The sequence below is a fragment of the Rufibacter ruber genome (assembly GCF_014138425.1).
Classification (GTDB): domain Bacteria; phylum Bacteroidota; class Bacteroidia; order Cytophagales; family Hymenobacteraceae; genus Nibribacter; species Nibribacter ruber_C.
This window is the reverse complement of sequence record NZ_JACJIQ010000018.1, coordinates 65,948-85,010: the sequence shown is the minus strand read 5'-3', so window position 1 is coordinate 85,010 and position 19,063 is coordinate 65,948. Positions and strand designations below refer to the sequence as shown.

The following is a 19,063-nucleotide window of genomic DNA, read 5'->3' as shown; positions in this document are numbered from 1 at the left end:
TCATCAGCCAAAAGCTAGGTTCTATCAGTAAAACCGGGCTTTTCCCTTCCTAATGCTAATTGTTTTAGCATCTAGTATAATAGAAGGTCTCTCTACTGATGAAACCTAGCTTTTAATGTTATTATTTATATTTTTTATGCTTAAAGTACAATCTGCGCGCCCAAACCTCCTACTTTATTGGATTTTTTTGTTGCTTTCTTTCCCACTTTTTTTACATCTGCTCCAAACCAAACCTCTAAAAGCCTATTTTTTTTAACTACAAGTTTGTAGTATTTATGTTATTTGTTTAGTATTTGCAGGAGCCATAAGAGATTGGTTCCCTGCTCATTAAGCGTACTTAAAGCTAGGTTTTATCCGTTTAAAGCAAGGTTTCATCAGTCAAAAGCTAGGTTTGATAGGTGAGAAGCAAGGTTTGATAAGCGGAAAAGCAAGGTTTCATCAGTCAAAAGCTAGTAGAGTTTTAGAAACTTGCTTTTCCTTATAAATTTTCTATATTTGACCGAAAGTTGTGCAATTACTAGTTGGTGGACAATGGCAAAAGGGGTAACAGAGGCAAAAGAACCGCATAAATTGGAAATTAGGCAACATAACGCTATTACAACGGCGCGTTATGAGATGTCAGCTATAGAGATGGATATTTCGTTTTTCCTTCTTTCCAAACTGCGTGCCGATGACAAACCTGGTACAAAATACCAAATTTCTGTGAGGGAATTGCAGGAAGTCACTGGAAGACAATGGCACCATGGCCAATTTCTGGAGGCGACATCTGCACTTAGGAGCCGGGAATATGTCTTTGAGGATAATAAAACCGTTTTACAGGTGGGGTTATTAGCTTCTGCCTTGCATAGAAAAGGGGAGGGGTTGATTGAACTTGAAATCTCTGAGAACATAAGGCCGTACCTGATAGACTTAAAGAACAACTTTACCAGCTTTCAGCTCCAGGCGGCCTTTATGCTACCCAGCAAGTGGGCTAAACGCATCTATCAGATTGCAAGTCAATGGAAGGACATCGGAGAAACCAAGATATACTCCATAGATGATTTAAAGGTAATCTTGCACCTAAAAGACCCCAAAAACAAGGAAAAGGAGCAATATTCATCCATCTCCTTGTTTAAAAAGAACGTTCTCGATATTGCTGTGGAGCAAATCAATAAATTCACCGACCTGAGAATAAGCTATGTGTTGACGAAAAGAGGCCGGGTTTTCACGCATATCCGGTTCTACGTGAACAAACAGACGATTCAGCAATTACCGTTAGCTTTCGATTTGCCAACCGAAGATGTAAGGAGACAGAATGCCCGGACTATCCTGGACGATTTAAATATTATCGAAGAGAAACTGGTTAATAGAATCTTGCAGGACGAGAATTTACTGAACAAGCTTTTCCAGTTCAACTATAAATTGAAAACTGACAAAATTAAAGCCACATCCAATCCCGGGGGATTATTCCTAAAAATTGCTGGTTTGGTCTAAAAGCTAGGTTTCATCAGTCAAAAAATATGCGCATTGGTAAATTAGCAACGGCCAGGGTACAGAATTTACAAAGTACAGGAATTATAAATTTTGACCGTCCCGCCCTCCGGGCGGTCAATGGCAGCTGCTTTTTGCAATTGCAGACTGCCAAGGCCAAAAAATGAGAAATTGTTTCTCACAAAATAAACATAGGTTTTACTGGATGTAAAAGAAGGCCAAAAAAGGGGGTATTTTTTGTTATTTTATGTATCTATTAATATACATTAACGTATATTATAATATACATAGAATAGCAATTGCAAATCATCATTCACCTTTAAACCTAGGAAACCATGTCAACTCAAAGCACAAACCTCGATAAAGCTACTTCATGGGACAACATCTGTTTTCCGGTAAAAGAAGAAAAATTGCAAAGCCTTTTGCCTGACAACTACAATCTGCTGCCGTCGGACAGGCAACGGGCTATCGTCGGTACTATGCCGGACGGTACACAGCATATATTTGCCCTGCAAAGCGATGAATATACGCTGATTCCTAATCAGCTTCTGCGCTCGGTGGTGGACAGTGTGGCAAAAGATTACACGGTTGATGCCCGATATTCAACCCGTGGGGATTTCAGCATTAATGTTATCCTTCCTGACAGCCTGAAGGTGGGCAATGAGCGGATATATAAGAACTTAATTATAAACAATTCATATACTGGCAAAAGCCCTTTCAATATCCAAGGTTCGTCCATTGAATCAACGAACGAAGAAAAAGTAAAGGTTTCCTATTATCGGCAAATATGTTCCAATGGCCTGATGGGCTGGGCAGATGAATTTATGTCCTTTGAAGAATATTTTAGCTGGCTGGCCAATGGTCAACCTAAGAAATACCTGGATGCTTTAAAGGAAAAAGTAGAACACGTGAACATTGAGAGGATTAGAAAAGAAGAAAGAATCCTAGCGGAAACATTCCATCACAAAGGGCTGAACCTGGAAATATTCAGGGAACATTTAACTAAAATTCTGCGGAACTTCATAGCGCAGAAAGATTCAGTTACCGGCACGGTATACAATAAACTGGTAGGGGTGGCCATGCCTACCGATGCCGACATTCAAAAAGTTATTACCGAAGCCGGTTTACCAAAGAAGCTGGCCGCCCTGGCCGTGGAGCGGTTAAGGTTTGAGGAAAAGGAATTGGAAACCGAAGCGAATCTATGGTTGGTTTACAATGCTGCGAACTTTGCCCTTTTTAACGGAAAATCTGCCTTAACCATAAACGAACGCTTCAAAGCTGACCAGAAGGCTTTTAATAATATTGCGGCAATGGCTTTATAACTAAAAAGAAATTCACAGAAATAGGTGGGGCCAAGAAATCCTCACCTATTTTTTTGCCTAATTGGGAAGGGCGCTTTTGCAATCGCAAGATTTTTCAAACCATTTTTTCCCTACCGCCCAACTCTTTGCAAATGGTGGGTTCGCTTTATCTGCGAACCCACCATTTGCTTTCTTCTTCCTTTCTGGAAGTGGGGGAGGGACGCTGTATGCAGCGGGATGCGGGTCCATGGAGTAAAACGGAATGGTTCCGCATCCCGCTGCATACAGCGTACCCGGCTTCTTCAATAACCCCCTTCCGGCCTTAGCCGGTGTTCCATCCGTATGGTGGGTTCGCCTTTTCTGCGAACCGGCCATACTCCATTTACAAGGCTCCTGGGTATAGGGTAGGGGAGTACGGTGTAAGTTAGGGCTGCTGGCTCCGTTAACCTTCACCAGCAGCCCTAACTTACACGGTGCTCCCCGGTTTTCCGGAAGAACCCGCGTTAGGGATACCGGCCACTTGTCCGCATAAAACTGGATTTTTCAGCCAGTTTTATAGGTGGCCGCCGTAGGGGAGTAGCCCGGCCGCCAGGCAACGCCCAAGATATTGATTAATCCTTAAAATACTCAAACTGCCACGACAGGCATTTTTTTAAAGGGCGGTAGGGGAAAAGTAATTTGGGGATATTCTCCTCTATCTCGATGGACCTAAATTAAAAAGCCTCTCTAGATTTAGAAAAGGCTTTTAGAATGACATGGTTTTCGTTATTTGATACGGCTTAATAAATCTAACCAGGTTTACTACCTCGTTATTTCTTGCTGGGAGAGCCTATGGTTCTCTACTTTTCCCGCTATCTCCCGTCTTTCGGCACGGTCTGAATGATGCTCAACCACATCATTCCCTTTTTGGTTACCTATTGCGTCCAAAGTCTTGGATATCCTGCCTATTTCCGGGTCATCCGTCCGGTAGGCAACTTTCATTTCTGAGTGCCTCAGGCCATTAGTGGACGTACTCTGAATATCGCCCACCTTTGCCCCACTCCGTTCCACCGTATCTTTCACAGCTTCTGCCTGGCCTTTCACACCCGTCCCCTTATCTTTTTCCTCCACTTTAATGATTAACTCCTTTTCAGAACCAGGCCCAGCCAATTGTTCCTTAGCCGGTAACAGCTGACCAGCATCCGTTTTGGCCGGAACCACACTTGATGTTTCAAGAGTTGTTTTACCCTTTTGGCCTTCTTTAGGCTGCTGCACTTGCAGGAGGTGCTGGGCTTGTTCCAGGCGTTGGGATTCCGCTCGAAGCTGTTCTTTCTGTAGCCGCTGCGCCTCACGCTCCCGCTCATCTTGCGCGGCCTGTGCCTGGATCTCTGAAGTGCTTAACCCCTGACTAGCTAGTTCCAAATCACGGTTATAATCTTTTGCGATTGGATATTCTACCCGGATGAAATTTACCGGGTGCCGTTCCTGCTCGGGGCGAAGCTGCTCGCGTTGCCGGTAGAGCTCCTGGCTGATTACTTCCAGTTGGGCCGTATCGGCCTTGGCTACGCTAAGCTTTATGACCGTTTCCTTTTCGGTCGAGCGTTGCACCTTCATTTCAATACTCGGCTCTTCCTGTACCGAATTGATACGGTCCACCTGGCGGGTTAGATAGTTGACGCGTTCGGCCCCTTCCTGGCTGTTTTCATGATGGTATTCCACCCGCAAATTAGCATGGTACCTCCCGGCGGTAGCGTGCCATTGCACCGGGCGGCTGGCCTCAGGGTAAGCCTCCTGACTGGCCAATTCCTTGAATGGTCGGGCAGGCTGCAGATCATTCAGGTAATTGATATTGAACCTTCTTCCCCCCGCATCCCTATCATCGGCCAGTATTACCTCCTGGGGGTTTTGCTTATCGATGACTCGTTGGATCAAAGCCGTCTGTCTTTCGGTTACAGTTCCGGCTGTGGCAATGTACATGGTATTCTTACCGTCATTCTTCAGTTGGTGGTAACTCATGGAATCGATGGCGCTTTCATTCAGAACCAGCCTTTCAATAGGAGTTCCTTTGCCCTGGGTGGGGTGAGAAACCCAAATGCCATCCTTGGGTAGCTCCAGCAGGTTTTTATAGCCGGTGTTCTTCTGTTCCACACTGGCCAGTCCATGCTCATTGTAAAGGGGAAAGGCGGTATTCCGAAATCCGTGTTCGTTTTTCTCGGTCGTGAATACCCGTCCTTGAAAGGCTGGGCTGTCCAGGGTTTCGTCTGTGAGGGAGCGGCTGTAGAGGTAAGTCCGATCAGTTAACTCTCTTTTCACGCCTAATACCTCTGAAATCAGTCTGGTTCTTTTTTCTTCCTCTATTTCCGCTTCAGTGGCTGTTTCCCCCTGCTCCTTTGGCTTTCCCTCCAGCCGGGCTGGAACAAGAGCTGTAGCATAGGCTTTTTGTGGCTCTGGGTATTCATTCAGGTATTCGCGCAGGTGTTGCCGTACTTCCCCCAGGTTTTTATGCTGCCTGGTTTTCACGAAATCGATGATGGTACCTTTATCGCGGTCATCACCTGGGTTGAAATACACCTGCTTATCGTCTTTCCTGCTAACGATAATATGCTCCTCGCCATTTTCCAGGTGCTGCCAATCGTTGCGCTTTCCCTGCGCCTTGATCTGATAACCTTGCCTCTGGGCATATTCCCCTAAGTCTATCCGTTCCTTAAACCGCTCTAGTTCCTGCGGGTCATTCTCCAAAACTTGTCGTTCCATGCTTGTATGAGCTTTAGATTATCCATAAAATACAAATAGCGGGTAAACCCGCTATACTTTCCAATATGAATACCCTTCCCAGGCTTTAGTGGGGTGGGGACTTTGTCAAGCTATCAATATAGGCGAGCTGCTCTTTAAACTTACCTAGCTCCTCCTTACCCGGGAAGAGGAATAGATAACGGTCTTCTTCACCGTTGGATAAAGGGTTTCGGGAAGCAGTAGTTTCAAATGAAAGTGCTGCCAAAATCCTTTGCAAGAGAAGGTGTTCCTTTCTCTTCAGGGTACTGTTCTTAAGATTCACGACAGTGGTATAGGGAAATAAATATTGCTTACAGAAAGCCTTTACCTGCCCATGCCCTAAGAGCTTTAACCGGTATTGAATATAGCGTAGTACATCTGCATATAATACAAACAGGCTAGGGTCCGGAAACCCTAAAGGTTGAACGGCTTCGGTTATAGGCACCATTAAGAACTATTTCAATTGTTAACCTAAGAGCGCTTCTATGCTATGGGGGTTAGCAATTGCATCCTTATTATAGATACCTACAATATATATTATATTTTTTTACAAACTAAATAATTCCCTCAAAATCACACCACTACAACTATTGAATAACTATGTGCCAATTAACGGATAACGTTTTCTAGGGTTTCTGCCTTTTATATTATTATAAAATAACTTCTTACTAACTTTTGAATATGTTTTGTATAACTATCTATTTTTTTTCCCGTTCAAGGGAGAAATATGCCGCAGGAGACCTTCATTATTGGTTTAGTGCTAATTCCAATGTTATTGTTGGTGGCCTTGCTCTGGTGGCGGTTTTATGGAAATGGTAAAGAGACACGGAAAACGATAAGGAAATCAAGAACCGGTAATTACAGGCCACTCAGAACGTATCGATATGAAGTCCGGGATTTTGTAACAACGGTGGGCGAATATCAGGAAACTGACCCCGGAACTTCGGGCACGTTACTGGATGAATTATTAAGTGAGGAAGAATACCTAGATGATATAAGCATGGCGGAAACGCCTGTTAGTTGCGATGATAGCCGTGATACCCCATATACCGATTCCGGAATCAGTCCGAACGCGGCCATGGCACAAACTGACTCTGTTACGGCTGGCGATAATGAGGAAACCTCAGTGCCTGGTGTTAGGAATAGCATTACCCCAGACGTATTTCCGGAGATTGGGCAAGACGATAGTCCTGCCCAATCTATTTACTACAACCCCCTTACAGCACCGGCACCAACTGACAACGATAAAAAGAACAGGAAAGCAGAAATCGCCTTGAAAAGGCGGAGGAGGGCTGAATTAAAAAACAACACTTCTGCTGCCCAATCCGGCTTCAACGCATTGTTTTCACCTGATTCACCTGTTAAAAATGCAACAGCCAGAAAAACTGCTGACGGTGAATAAATTGACAACTAAAGTCTTTTAGCGATGGCCTTAGAACACACATTTCCAACTACTTATTCAGAAAGTCTCCCTTTCGCCCTCTTTGATATTCCAAAGTTTATTGAAACGGCTTACCCAGGGATTAAGCACCCCTTTTCTATATCAAATCAATTATAACTAAATACTGAAAAATGTTTACTGAAACCTACAAAAGGAGTGCTGGCCTGGTGGCGCAAATCTCTAGTTCGATTCATTCGCTTGTTCTTACTGGCCGCCAATATGAGGCCTCTCCTTGGGAGAAAAGGATGATGGCCACTGCTATGGGTCTGGCCCTGACGAACGGGGCAATGGCCCAGGGTGGCACCGCAGCTGCTTTAGAGGGGGTTCAGGAAACCATCATCACCATTGTCCAGGTTATTTTCTCCATTATTCTGGTGATTGGATTAATCCGGGTCGTGATGAAATTCGTCAACGGGGCACCGGATGCACTTTCTTCTTTAGGATGGCTGGTCGGTGGGGTAATCCTTTGGTTTGGCTTCCAATTCTTCAAAGACGACTTGGTAGGGACAGTAGGAGGTGAAGGAGGGGTACGTTAACCACCTGCTATATGCGCTCTTACAAAAGTATTGAAAAACCGGCTCAGGTTCTGGGGATGAACATCATGGACTTGGGCTTGGTGGTCGGTCTGTTCATCGGTTCGGTGCTGCTGCTGGGTTTTTTGAACATGATGGTGCATATCCCGCGCCTGGTTTATTTGGCGGTTTTCCTATTGGAAGTAGGATTGATTCTGGTGATGCGTTTTTTAACGAAAACCCATCCTCCCGGCTTCCTGATAGGTTGGCTTTCTTTCCAATTCGTGCAGCCCCGGCGCATCGCCGTAGGCATTGTCCCCCCAGTGAAGAAAAAAGATGAAAAAGCAAAAAACGGTTCCATTTAATAACGTAATGCCGGTCCATTCCTTTGAGGATAATAAAGTTATTTTCAAAGATGGGCGGGTAGCGGTTGGGTTCGTAGTCGAACCGGCGGAGATGGAGGCCTGGACCCAACAGGATTTTATCTCATTCAACAATGCTTTGCTGGGGGTATTAAAGCCATTGCCAATTAATACGATTGTCCAGAAAACGGATGTTTACTACGACCGCCCATATCGGGAAGACAGGAAAGAACAGACCTATTTTGAAGGGAGAATGAACAAGCATTTCTTTGAACGGCTGGTTCTTTTCCAAAAATCCTACCTATTCCTGAGCTTTGCCCCGGCGGAGGTGAAACCGATTAAAACCAATGCCCTCAATGCCTTGGTTTCCCGCATGGGGGAATCCTTGATTAAAAATCCGTTTGAAAACCTGCTCCATACCCTGGAAATCGCCGAGGCGGTTGCCCAAGAGTTTTCAACTGCGTTATCGGGAACGGGGGAAGTGGAGATTATGCGCATGGGCTCGGTGGAAATCAGCGACCTCTACCATCAATATTTTAACCTCAATTTTGACTTTGTGCCCCGGCGGCAGGAACGTGAAATTCTGAACGAGGTAGGGACGCTGGCTGTGGGAGAGAACAAAGTGAACGTCATCTCCATGGTAGGGCAGGGCAGTGAGCAACACCCTGCCGTTCGTAACAGCTATGGGGTAACCGCACCGATGCTCTACCCACTTACAAACGCACTGCAGTTCCCACATATCCTGACACAGGCCTTTGTCGTGCAGGATACCAGGGCCGCACTTTCCACCCTGGACACAGACCGTAAACTGAATAATTCGCTGTCGAGGCTAGCCACGCAGGACAACCAGCTGCGGGCAATAGAAATAGAGGAATTTACAGCCGAGGTAAGAGCGGAGAATAAACAGATAGTAGGCTTACACGTTTCTGTGCAGGTCTGGGAATCAAACGACAATATCCGGAAAGAGAACATCGAGAAAACCATGGCCGCTTTCCGATACATATTCGGAACGGAAAGCGTGGTGGAATCGCATCTGTCCTTGCCGCTGTATTTCGGCCTGTTACCGGGGAATGCGTACCAGATACCGGACAGATGGCTGACCACTACCTCGGACCGGGGTGTATGCTACATGCAGTGGACGGCAACCTATAAAAATGACAATGTAGGGGAATATTTCTGCGACCGCAACCGTAACCTGCTGCAGGTTAACTTATTCAACACCGACCTGGACAATCAGAATGCCATTGTCATTGGCCCCTCCGGTTCCGGTAAAAGTTATACGTTCGGCTACATTGTCGTGCAGCGCCATGAGCGCAAGGCGCGGCAAATCCTGATTGATATCGGCGGTACGTACCGTAACGTGATCCAGTCGCTGAACGGGATAGACTTCGAGAATACGTACTTCGAGTATGACCCGGAGAACCCGATAGAATTCAACCCTTTCCTGGTACCCCGCTCCCCCGACGGGAGGAAATGGGTCTATAATGACGAGAAGATCAATTTCCATTTGGCCCTACTAGCGGTTCTGTGGAAAGGCGGGGCGGACAGTGCGCCGCTGAACAAGTCCGAAAGGGCGATCCTGAGCCGCTTTCTGATTCAATACTACACGTACCTGAATGAGGAGGGAAATGCTGGCCAAACCGACGAGGAAATACCCGGAATGGCCAGCTTTGTGCGCTTCGTGCGAAGATTTGACCGGGATATGCAGGCTACCCCTGCCACCGCGGACGGTAAGGAGGAAATGCGCAGCCAGTACAAAAAGGACATGAGTTACTTCGATATTCACCAATTCTTTTTAGTGTTGGCGCAATTCACTGAGGGTGGCCGTTACGAGAAAGTTCTGAATGCTCGGCAGGACGTAGAGCTATCTGAGCACCGGCTCATTTGCTTTGACCTCGCAAAGGTGAAGGCTGACCCTGACCTATACCCAGTGGTAGCTATGCTCATCACCGAGCTCTCTCTGGACCTGTTTCGCAAATTCCCGGATGATATCACCTGGACGAAGCCTGGGCCATGCTTTCCGGCGGTGTGATGGAGGACTTCATTGTTTCCATGTACCGCACCATCCGGAAAACCAACGGTTCGATTACCATTATCACGCAGGGGATTCAGGAGATCGTGGAAAGCAGAATAGGCTATGCGCTGATTAATAATAGCTCCACCAAGATTATCCTGCGGCACTCGAATCCGGACTCTCTAGCCAAACTGCAGACTCCGCTGGGCTTCACCAACCACGAAATGGATTTAATCAAATCCGTCCGTTCTACTGCTGATTTCCGGGAGTTCTTTATCAAACAGGGTACCAAGGGGAAAGTATATATCCTGGAGGCAGCCCCGGAACTGGGTGCCATCCTGAGTTCCAAACCCATTGAGCGCAATCACCTGAACCGCTTGGTGAAGCGGTACCAGCAACAGCACAGGCGGTTTGCCATGGATAAAAACGGCAAGGTGAAAATGGAAAACGGCTACCCTGTTTTTGAGACGTTCACCGAACAGCGATTGGATTATGCGGTGGAGCAATTCACGGAAGATAAAAGAGCGGGCCTATTAGGCAAATGATATGGAGGCAGTATTACTCTTCGTAGCCCACGGAATTGATGACAGCTTCCTAAGAGCCTGTGACCGTTCCCTTGAGACTGTCCTGGCGGTGTGCCGGTTCATTACGCCTACGTTTATGAGCATTGCCCTGATCATCTCCATTGGACGGGGATACCTGTCTGGGCATGGCTTGCAGATTGACTTTTCGCCCATTATCAAGGCATTGGCCTTATTCCTGGTGCTTTTCTTTTATCAGGACCTGATGAATGTCCTGGGGGCTGGCATTAAAGGAGTGACGCAGCTATTCGATGGTTCGGGCAACGTAGGCGAAGCCCTGCAGAAGCTGACAACGCCACCAGGCATCGCGGCGGCGGCTCAATCCGATCATGTGGCGCAGACAGACGTGGTAGAGCAGGGTGGGGCCTGGTATTCTAAAATCTATAACAGCATCGCCAATTTTTCCCTGATGAACCTGATCACCCAGTTCTTTACCACGACTACGGTGATGCTGGTAAGGCAAATAGTACTGTTCATCCGTCAATTCGTGCTAGGGTTCCTGTACGTAATCGGACCCATCGCCATCTGCCTTTCCGTAATCCCCGCTTTTTCCGGGCTGGCCGGGAAATGGATGCAAAACTTTATCGCGGTACAGTTCTGGGCCCTGACCATGAATTTACTTGATTTGATCTATTCCAATTTTGCCGACCAGAATACTGCCGTAGGAGGTGTGTTTGGCGGTATGCTCACCCCAGGGCAAGGTTTCAATGACGTGCAATTCCTGTTGATGTCGGTCGCTTTCATTATTCTTTACTGCATGGTGCCTACCCTAACGGGCTATTTTATCGGCTCCACCGCGGTACAGGGCTTCCTGGGCGCAGCGGTAGGCGTTGCTGCCGGAGCGGCCAGCACGGCAGCGGGAGTGGTTGCCCCCCCTGCCGCAGGTGGCGGGGTTTCCGGCGTGCTTGGCAGGGCAATGGGATTCAGCAATTCTGGCGGCGGTAGTGCAGGCAGTGGGAGTTTGGGGGGAGAAACCGGATCTGGTTCTGTTTTCTCAGGTGCGGCCCCGGCCATGCCCACGGGTGGTGGTGCCGGCACATCCGTTCGCTATAACGGCAGCATGGCTACTGCTGCTCCAGCCATGGCTTCCGGCGGATACGCTGGTGGGGCTAGTAGCAGAGACACTACCTATGATTCCGGCTCTGGCACCGATAGCACAGCGCCTTATGATGATCCTGATGATGGTGCTTCTGCCCTCCCTTCCATGGGTTCCTCGGGATTTATGCGCAACTCAGTAAGGAGAAGGAGGGAAAACCGAAAACCTCCAGCATGGGATGAGGATGATTTAGATGACATATTCATTGATTGAAAATTGATTCAGGAATTTAAAGCTGGGATATATGAGTAACATAAAAGATTTGAACACCTCCTTTAAAACCATGAGAACCATTTCACTAGCCTGTATTATTGGGTTCGTGGTATTAGCGGTAAGCGCAGGATATGGGTTCTACAAGGTCACCCAGGATGCGGGGCGACGGGTGTACGTGGTAACTAATTCGGGTTCGGCAGCGGCTTTGGCCGTTGAGGAGGATACCCATACGCCGTTTGAAGCCCGGAACATGGTGAAAGGATTTATGAAAACGATGTTTGGCCACGACCAATACACGTTTAAGCAGAACCTCGATGCCGCATTGCCTTTAATTGAAGGTGCAGGCGGCCGCAGGATCTTCGAGAACTTCAACCGGGGGCAAGTGTTGCAGAATTACCAGAGATACTCGGCACGCTCAGTACTGGACGTGGACAGCATCTATTTGGACATGAAAACCCGGCCCTATTCCGGCAGAGTCTACACCAAACAGCGCATTTTTATCGGCGACCAGCAACGGCAGAGCCTGCCGATGGCGGCCAAGTTCAACCTCGTGGAGACGGACCGCTCTGATGAGAATCCTTATGGGCTGCTGATTACCAATTTTGACTACATCGCCTATAACCCACCGGTCTCGCGGGAAGAAAAAGAATTCCTGCAGCAACAGGAAGCTGAACGGCAAAGAAGACTCCGGGATGCCGCCGCAGGGGCAGGTGTAGCGCCCCCTCCCGGCTATTCCACACCGGCACCGGCGGATGGTTCACCGGCTGCCCCTGGAGCTGTACCGCCCAATCAGTAAACTTCCAAAATTCCATGTTATGAAAAATACATTCTTTGGGTTTGTTATTTTCCTCTTGTCTCTGGCAGCAGGTTCGGCCAGCGCGCAAAAAGTAACCCCGCTTTCGGATATAGCCGTGTCTGATTCCTCTACCACTTATATGGTCTTCAATGGCCCGGTTTCCTTAGTGGATGTGGGAATGGCCGGGAATTACCTGGTGAAGATCGAGGCAAACGCTGTCTTTGTCCGGGCCAGGAAAAAGAACACCTTGCCTACCCCTATCCTGATCCGTTACGGCTCTGAATACTGGATGGGACGGCTGGTGTACGCCCCTAGCCCTGTTATGCAGCTGTATGATTTCAAAGACGGCACACCTAGCTTGAATAATGGAACGGGTTTTACCTACTCGGGAAGCACCCCGGATAATGAACTGGCAATGGATAAATCAGCGGAAAAGAAAGAAGTGATAGAAAGCAACCTGCTCAAGCTGCGCAAAGCCAAAGAAGAGAACCAATCGGTGGCGGTGGTGGAAAATGACCTGGTGCTGTCGCTGGCCAACATTCGCAACGACAAAGACTTCACATATCTGCGCTTTAAGGTCATCAATAAGACGAATATCGACTACAACGTGGATTTTATTGATTTCCAGCTGGTGGAGAATTCCAAGAAGAAATTCCTTGGCAGAAAAAAGAATGAAGCCAGACGGCCCCTGGCCCCGTCCGGTGGTGAATCAAACCAGAATATCACCGGGCGTTCCACTGGTTACCTTACCTATGCTATCCCGCTTTACGCGGCCACGGAAAACGGTTACCTGGAAGTGACGCTGCGGGAACTTAACGGGGCACGGGTACTGGTACTCCCTATTCCTTCCAAAGTAATAAACAGGGCTTCTACCATTTAACGATATTGTAAGAATGGATAACCTAAACGAGTATGGCCCTGAAAACGACTTCAGGGACTCCCCAACTACCAGTTATTCCCCGCCGGAGAAAGCGAAACGCACGCCTGTAGAAATACTGAAAGAGCACTGGTTCAAGTTACTGCTCGGCTTGGTGATGGTGATTTTCGCTGGGCTGTTCCTTTGGCTGAAATCGGCGCAGAACGCGGCTGAGCAAAACACGGTACCGGTGGCTGCAGCCTCCGAGAACATTGAGCAAGCTATCCCTGAGGTGGTAACGGATAACCTGGAAAACAAAACGCCTTCCGCTATTTTAGAGGAACAGCGCAAAGCCGAACATGAGGCACAGTATGCGCAGGCTGCTCCGTCGGAAGAAGAGGTAGCCAATGCGTTTGTGGTAGACACAGCCGGGCAGGCGGCACGGAGGCGATATAATTTGCAATTGCAACAGCAGGCAAAGCTGGCCTTCCAGGAGGTCGATACTGTGGAAACCACGGTCCAAGACCAATCCACCGGTCAATACCGCACGCAACAAATCATCGTACCGCGTAATACCAACCGCCGGAGCGGGTCCCGCCCAACCGCCAACAATATGGTGGCACCTGCTTACGATGCGGACGGAACCCCCTTCGAGACGAACCCGGAAGTGCTGCGGATGCTGGCCGCCTCTTCCCCGCAGACCCGCCGGATATATGAGCAGACGACTGGAAAGCGTTACCGGGAACCTGGTGCGGCCAATGCCCCCAGAGAGTCGCAGGCAGCCCTGCCCGGGGCCGACGGCTTCAATACCTATAAAGTGACAAATTCCCGTTTCAACCCAGGAGATTCGAATACCCGACAGGGAACCCTTACCCCTGATGTCTTTTATAAATGCGTGATTTCCGGGGAGCAAAAAGTAAGAACCGGCTCCGTGGTGATTATGCGCCTGCTGGAGGATGCCGTGGTATCGGGGGTAACCTTCCCGAAGAACATGGTCTTTGCCGGTATCGCAAAGGTTGAATCCAACCGGGTGACGGTACAGATTGAGCGCTTAGGCCCTACCAGGGTGAAAGCTGATATCTTTGATTTCAATTATATGCCGGGCATCATGATAGACCCGGAAAAGAAAATCGCCAAGGATACGAATCAAGGAATATACGATGCACAGCGGCAAGCAAGCCAGGAACTGAGCACAGCCATCGACCGTTCGGCTTCAGCGGCCAATTCTGTGGTAGGGGTGGCAGGCCGCGTTGCGGCCAACGTGGTCTCTAAACCCAGGTCTCGCCAACGGCTGAGGGATGTACTGCTGCCGGACGGGTACCCGATATTGATTACTTCAGCTGCGGCGGGGCAAATGGCTCCCGCTGCCAGCGCCAATTGATTTATTGAGTTTAATTTTAAAAAGGTGATGTATGAAAAGAGTTGTTTTTACGGTATTGGCGGCAGGGCTGCTGGTATTCCGTCCTAGCAATACGGACGCGCAGATGGTGGTGAACGACCCAATCCACATGGGAGTACATATCAGTGATTTTGCCAAACGCCTGGCGCAATGGGCGGAAACGGTGCAAAATTACCAAGTGGTAAAAGATGCCAAAACCATTGCCGGGGTGACCAAGGATATTACCGGGGAAGTAAAGGATTTAACTTCCGAGGGCTTGGCCTTGCAACGGCAGATTCAGGAGGACTTGCGGAAAGTAAACAGCATTATGGATTTACGCATTTCTAACCCGGCAGAGTTGTTCGCCCGTGCCCTGGCCATGTCCGGGGGCAATTCAGGCACGCACTATATGCCTCACTTCTCGAAAGCGCAACGGTTGCGAGTAGCCTTGCAGAACAACAATCCGGAGGAAGACATTAAAACAATCTTCTCAGTGTTTTCTCGCACTTCGGGGGATTCTGACAACAATGACCGCATGAGTTCGGCGGAATATGTGGAGCGCCGGGAAGAATCTGCGGTTTCGGCCTATGCCTATGAGGAAATGAACCAGAAAAAGAAAATTCAGACGGCCCTGAATTATTACAAGATTGCCGATGAAATGACCGAGCAAAGCATTGAGATGAACGCCACCTTGAAGAACCCCGGTCGGTATTCCATGACCGAGGGGGAGCGCATGGCCATGATTAACTCCTCTAACGAGAATATGGTTCGGGCCATGCAACTACGGCAGGAGGCAGATAGGCTGATTGCGGAGAGTTCGCAGAAAGGGCCAGCGCATATTGCCGCTGAAATGGTCTATACCGACTTGATTGCGCAAAAGCAATTGATTGAATTGGAAAGAAGAACTAAAAATTATTAAGCAATGAAAAAGGCGCTGCTCTCCCTGCTGTTATTTATCAGCATTAGCTCATTGTCCCCTGTACTGGCACAACGGCACGTCAGACACATTTCTGCCTGGGGTGCGCATTATGGCCGTACCGACATGGGAAAGTTTTACGAGGGCAGCTATATGAATTACCTGACTGATAAACTGAGCGTGCGGGTCAGCGGCTTGCGGGAGTTTGGCGACTTGGAGGTAAGTGGGGAATACTCTGCCTTCAGTGGCCGGGGGTTCTTGGCACCGCAGTTATTCCGGATTGGTGAATTTGCCTATTTCCACCTGCTTCTAGGAGGTGCCGCTTCCTACGAAAGGACGGGGGAAGATTCCGACGGGGAAGGGAGTAAATCGGGCAGACGCGAACGTTTTACCTACGGGCCTCAGGCTGGCGCCGAAGTGGACTTCTTTTTTGGCAATCGAATCTCGTTGGTTGTAACTGGGATAAAGGGGAAGACGTTTAACAAGACTCACTTGGACGAGTGGCCAGGCTTTGTCAGTCTCGGCCTTAGATACCACTTCAGATAATTTCCTATATTAATAGTAAAAAGTACCCTCCTTTTGGCAGGGTATTTTTTTGTTTAGCCATACATTTATAATGTATATTATTTAAACTATAAATGTATCATATTATATACATGGCTCGTATTATATGAATTGAACGCAGTTAAATTCATTTCTTGCAGACGAATTGAGAGCGGAGGAATAACTGCTTTCTTATAAAGCATTTATATAATTGCCAGCTATGAAAATCTCGGATGAACCAGTTAAACTGTTTTTAGAATTGCAAAAAAAGCTTCCCGCAGTATTAGCCTCTTTTGGAATTAAACAGGTCTACGTCTATAAGGGGATTGGAATGCCACGCCCTACCTGGGAGGTGAAGAAGAGAAACCAAACCTTCACCATTTCAGAAATGCAGGACATCTGTGACTTGATTAATACTGGTAAAACCAAACCAAGGGAGCAAAATAAAAGTACAATCGTGGAAGTCAAAAATTGATTTTATAATTTCAAAAATGTACGGTTATGGGTAGTATGTTTTTGCAGATAGATACCCCTAACATGATGTTCAGGGATTTATTGGAGCCTATAGCTGGGCCACTGACAATAATAGTAGTGGTGGGGGCAGGTGTCTATGCGTTCATAAGGAGAAGAAGCTATAACCGAAAACTTTATAACGCCATTACCCGGCCTACGGTGATATACCAGCAAGGTGCGGCCCCTGCTCCGGCTGTTCCTGTAGACAGCTCACCTGCTTTATCTACAGAGGAATTCTCTAGGCTACCCTGGGAGGAAAGAGAAGCCCTTTACAGAAATAGAATCATAGAGCTAAGGGATACGAACCGGAGACTGAGGTCCAGAATGAAAGAGGCAGGATTGCCGACCGATTGATTTACAATTGCAAAATGAAACCTTTGGATATTGAGGGGCTGGCAAGGCAGTCTGATTTCGATTACAGTTTCAACGGAGATATACTAACTATCCGGGACTTGGATAAAGGCAATAAATCAGTTACCAATAACATTGCTAACATCTTAGCCTATATTAATCAATTCATCCCAGTATCTGATTACCTGGTTATGTACTTGGATTCCTCTGGAATTTGGGATGGCGTGGCCGTTCAGGAGATTTCGGGTAGTTTCTCCTGCCGATTCTTCCCCTTGAATGAAATGGATTGTGATAAAGCAGTAGCTAAAATGCACTTTTTACAATTGTAACGCCATGAACCTGTATCAATTTAATATTTTAGACAAAAATGGTAGAGCCAATGTAGTTTGGGAATTAGGAAAGTTTATTAAAACTATAAATCAAAACGGCGTATGCAAAGCGCTCTATGCCATGGGCGATTTCTTTGCAGAAATACACTTTTCACCGGAAGATGGCATTAAGGATGTGCGGGGTTTTAAAAGCAAAACCCGTTTATTACCCTATAAAAATATAGGATTGTCCCTGTTGACTGTTGTAAACTAGTTTAGCCCAAAATCAACCGGCCCCCCTAGAAAAGATAGTAAGTATATAATCATTAGGGCGGTAGGGGAAAACAAAATCCCTGAAGTTGGTTCTACCACAACCGACCTATTTAAAATACAAAGCATCAACTTAAATCCGGAATCTTTTGTATTTATTATTCCGGATTACAGTTCCAAGTTGGAGCAAGCATTCATACTCAAAATTTTAACCGATTTATATAAATTTTATCAAAAATTATATAACATCATAATACAAAATTGTTTATACTTTTGCAAGATTGGAACTAGTATGTCGGCAACTCTCTTTGATTGTTACCGTTTGATACTTAGATAAATAGATATCATCTTAGATGAAGGCACTGCAAAAATTTATTCACCTTAGCTTAATAGCAGCCATTTTACTGGCTTCTTTTGGCTTCCGTGTGAATATTTCGCATTGCCCTGGTAAGGAAGACAGTTCAATTAGCCTTTTTTCATCCCCCACCTGTTGCTGTGGGAAAGCCGCAAAAACCCCAAAGAAGTCCTGCAATGACATGTCTTGTGTCATGCAGCGGGGAGTAGCCACGCAGACGAATTTCAACTCCGCGACCCAGCAGGTAGCAAAGTTTGTGAAAGAACCGGTATTGTCTCCAAACTTTACCGAAACAATCCGTCCTGCCATTCTTGAAGCCGAACCCCACTTTACATTGCCACCTCCGGTCTCCGGCAGGTTCATCGGCATCTTACATCAAACCTTTATTATTTAATACCCCTTCCCTTATTTAGGAGTGACAGCTAATTTCCCCTGCTGGTGCTACCTCCTAAACCGTAAATTCCATTCAAGATTACTTATCTGGAAGGCATGGCCACTTTTGCTTGAATATAAGCACTCTTGCTTAACCCTTCTCAGATTCCAAGTTGAGCTGGCAGCGAAACTGGTTTGAATCAATACGGATTTTACGCCCTCAAATATTCATTTAGACTGTGCAGTTACACAGTCCATCAGCATAACCTTGCCTTGGCAGGAGTATCGGTAGGCCTATTGGCTTGGGGTAACTCCTCAGAGGAAATACATTTCCATTCACTTTAAACATTTTCCTTTTATGAAAGCGATTGTACTAAGCATCGGCTTATCCATCATTGGTTTAACCCTGTTCTCTGCCTGTGATAGCGGCGAAACCAAACAGAATACCACAGAGCAGACTGAAACCAAACAGGCCGTTGCAGGAGTGACCTACACCTGCCCCATGCACCCGGAAGTGGTAAGCGATGAGCCCGGCAAATGCCCCAAATGCGGTATGTTCCTGGAAGAGGCGAAAGCCGGTGAACAGCAGGATACGACTGCTGGCCATCAGCACGAAGCAGGCGAGCAGCATTAATTTTTAACTTTTCCCTCCCGGCTACCAAGA

General features: G+C 47.3%; 20 protein-coding genes. 19 read left to right on the top strand and 1 reads right to left on the bottom strand.

Translation table 11 applies throughout. The annotated features are described in order from the left end of the window. The first annotated feature begins 531 nt into the window (after positions 1 to 531). The gene (locus tag FHS90_RS18420; protein ID WP_066834033.1) at positions 532 to 1,473 is read left to right on the top strand and encodes a replication initiation protein; all 942 of its coding nucleotides are present in this window, start codon (positions 532 to 534) and stop codon (positions 1,471 to 1,473) included. Positions 1,474 to 1,805: 332 nt separating this feature from the next. Then, the gene (locus tag FHS90_RS18415) at positions 1,806 to 2,792 is read left to right on the top strand and encodes a hypothetical protein (RefSeq protein ID WP_066833936.1); all 987 of its coding nucleotides are present in this window, start codon (positions 1,806 to 1,808) and stop codon (positions 2,790 to 2,792) included. 780 nt (positions 2,793 to 3,572) lie between these two features. On the opposite strand, the gene FHS90_RS18410 is transcribed toward FHS90_RS18415, so the two are convergent. Then, entirely contained in the window at positions 3,573 to 5,504 is a 1,932-nt protein-coding gene (locus FHS90_RS18410) for a toprim domain-containing protein (protein ID WP_182514129.1), read from the bottom strand. Positions 5,505 to 6,249: 745 nt separating this feature from the next. Here FHS90_RS18410 and FHS90_RS18405 point away from each other — a divergent pair. The 17 genes from FHS90_RS18405 to FHS90_RS18325 all read left to right on the top strand — a co-directional run bounded on the left by FHS90_RS18405 (position 6,250) and on the right by FHS90_RS18325 (position 19,033). Beyond that, positions 6,250 to 6,924, top strand: coding sequence for a hypothetical protein (locus FHS90_RS18405; RefSeq protein WP_182514128.1), 675 nt, complete (start codon positions 6,250 to 6,252; stop codon positions 6,922 to 6,924). A gap of 170 nt (positions 6,925 to 7,094) precedes the next feature. Then, positions 7,095 to 7,499: a hypothetical protein gene (locus FHS90_RS18400; protein ID WP_182514127.1), complete on the top strand. Its 405-nt coding sequence runs from the start codon at positions 7,095 to 7,097 to the stop codon at positions 7,497 to 7,499. Positions 7,500 to 7,510: 11 nt separating this feature from the next. Next, entirely contained in the window at positions 7,511 to 7,840 is a 330-nt protein-coding gene (locus tag FHS90_RS18395; protein ID WP_149093178.1) for a hypothetical protein, read from the top strand. Next, on the top strand, positions 7,812 to 9,869 hold the full coding sequence (locus FHS90_RS22660) for a VirB4 family type IV secretion system protein (protein ID WP_182514126.1): 2,058 nt from the start codon (positions 7,812 to 7,814) through the stop codon (positions 9,867 to 9,869). Before FHS90_RS18395 ends, FHS90_RS22660 begins: the two co-directional genes overlap by 29 nt. Continuing rightward, on the top strand, positions 9,851 to 10,396 hold the full coding sequence (locus FHS90_RS22655; RefSeq protein ID WP_182514125.1) for a TraG/VirB4 family ATPase: 546 nt from the start codon (positions 9,851 to 9,853) through the stop codon (positions 10,394 to 10,396). The genes FHS90_RS22660 and FHS90_RS22655 overlap by 19 nt, the downstream gene beginning before the upstream one ends. A 1-nt stretch (position 10,397) precedes the next feature. Further along, the gene (locus tag FHS90_RS18380; protein ID WP_182514124.1) at positions 10,398 to 11,741 is read left to right on the top strand and encodes a hypothetical protein; all 1,344 of its coding nucleotides are present in this window, start codon (positions 10,398 to 10,400) and stop codon (positions 11,739 to 11,741) included. 70 nt (positions 11,742 to 11,811) lie between these two features. Beyond that, entirely contained in the window at positions 11,812 to 12,537 is a 726-nt protein-coding gene (locus tag FHS90_RS18375) for a conjugal transfer protein TraK (RefSeq protein WP_182514123.1), read from the top strand. A 19-nt stretch (positions 12,538 to 12,556) separates the two neighbouring features. Further along, a complete protein-coding gene (locus FHS90_RS18370) occupies positions 12,557 to 13,417 on the top strand; it encodes a DUF4138 domain-containing protein (protein WP_182514122.1) in 861 nt (286 codons plus the stop codon). Positions 13,418 to 13,430: 13 nt separating this feature from the next. Further along, positions 13,431 to 14,774: a conjugative transposon protein TraM gene (gene traM, locus FHS90_RS18365; RefSeq protein ID WP_182514121.1), complete on the top strand. Its 1,344-nt coding sequence runs from the start codon at positions 13,431 to 13,433 to the stop codon at positions 14,772 to 14,774. 31 nt (positions 14,775 to 14,805) lie between these two features. Further along, positions 14,806 to 15,690 (top strand): hypothetical protein, encoded by an 885-nt coding sequence (locus tag FHS90_RS18360; protein ID WP_182514120.1) that lies wholly within the window; start codon positions 14,806 to 14,808, stop codon positions 15,688 to 15,690. 3 nt (positions 15,691 to 15,693) lie between these two features. Next, positions 15,694 to 16,233, top strand: coding sequence for a hypothetical protein (locus tag FHS90_RS18355; RefSeq protein WP_182514119.1), 540 nt, complete (start codon positions 15,694 to 15,696; stop codon positions 16,231 to 16,233). A gap of 217 nt (positions 16,234 to 16,450) precedes the next feature. Beyond that, the gene (locus FHS90_RS18350) at positions 16,451 to 16,705 is read left to right on the top strand and encodes a hypothetical protein (protein WP_181307956.1); all 255 of its coding nucleotides are present in this window, start codon (positions 16,451 to 16,453) and stop codon (positions 16,703 to 16,705) included. A gap of 26 nt (positions 16,706 to 16,731) precedes the next feature. Next, positions 16,732 to 17,097, top strand: a complete 366-nt coding sequence (locus tag FHS90_RS18345) for a hypothetical protein (protein WP_182514118.1) — start codon at positions 16,732 to 16,734, stop codon at positions 17,095 to 17,097. Positions 17,098 to 17,111: 14 nt separating this feature from the next. Continuing rightward, positions 17,112 to 17,423: a hypothetical protein gene (locus FHS90_RS18340; RefSeq protein ID WP_182514117.1), complete on the top strand. Its 312-nt coding sequence runs from the start codon at positions 17,112 to 17,114 to the stop codon at positions 17,421 to 17,423. Positions 17,424 to 17,427: 4 nt separating this feature from the next. After that, positions 17,428 to 17,676, top strand: a complete 249-nt coding sequence (locus FHS90_RS18335; protein ID WP_182514116.1) for a hypothetical protein — start codon at positions 17,428 to 17,430, stop codon at positions 17,674 to 17,676. A 349-nt stretch (positions 17,677 to 18,025) separates the two neighbouring features. Further along, the gene (locus FHS90_RS18330; protein WP_153042676.1) at positions 18,026 to 18,421 is read left to right on the top strand and encodes an HYC_CC_PP family protein; all 396 of its coding nucleotides are present in this window, start codon (positions 18,026 to 18,028) and stop codon (positions 18,419 to 18,421) included. 336 nt (positions 18,422 to 18,757) lie between these two features. Continuing rightward, on the top strand, positions 18,758 to 19,033 hold the full coding sequence (locus FHS90_RS18325; RefSeq protein ID WP_182514134.1) for a heavy metal-binding domain-containing protein: 276 nt from the start codon (positions 18,758 to 18,760) through the stop codon (positions 19,031 to 19,033). Positions 19,034 to 19,063: the final 30 nt, after the last annotated feature.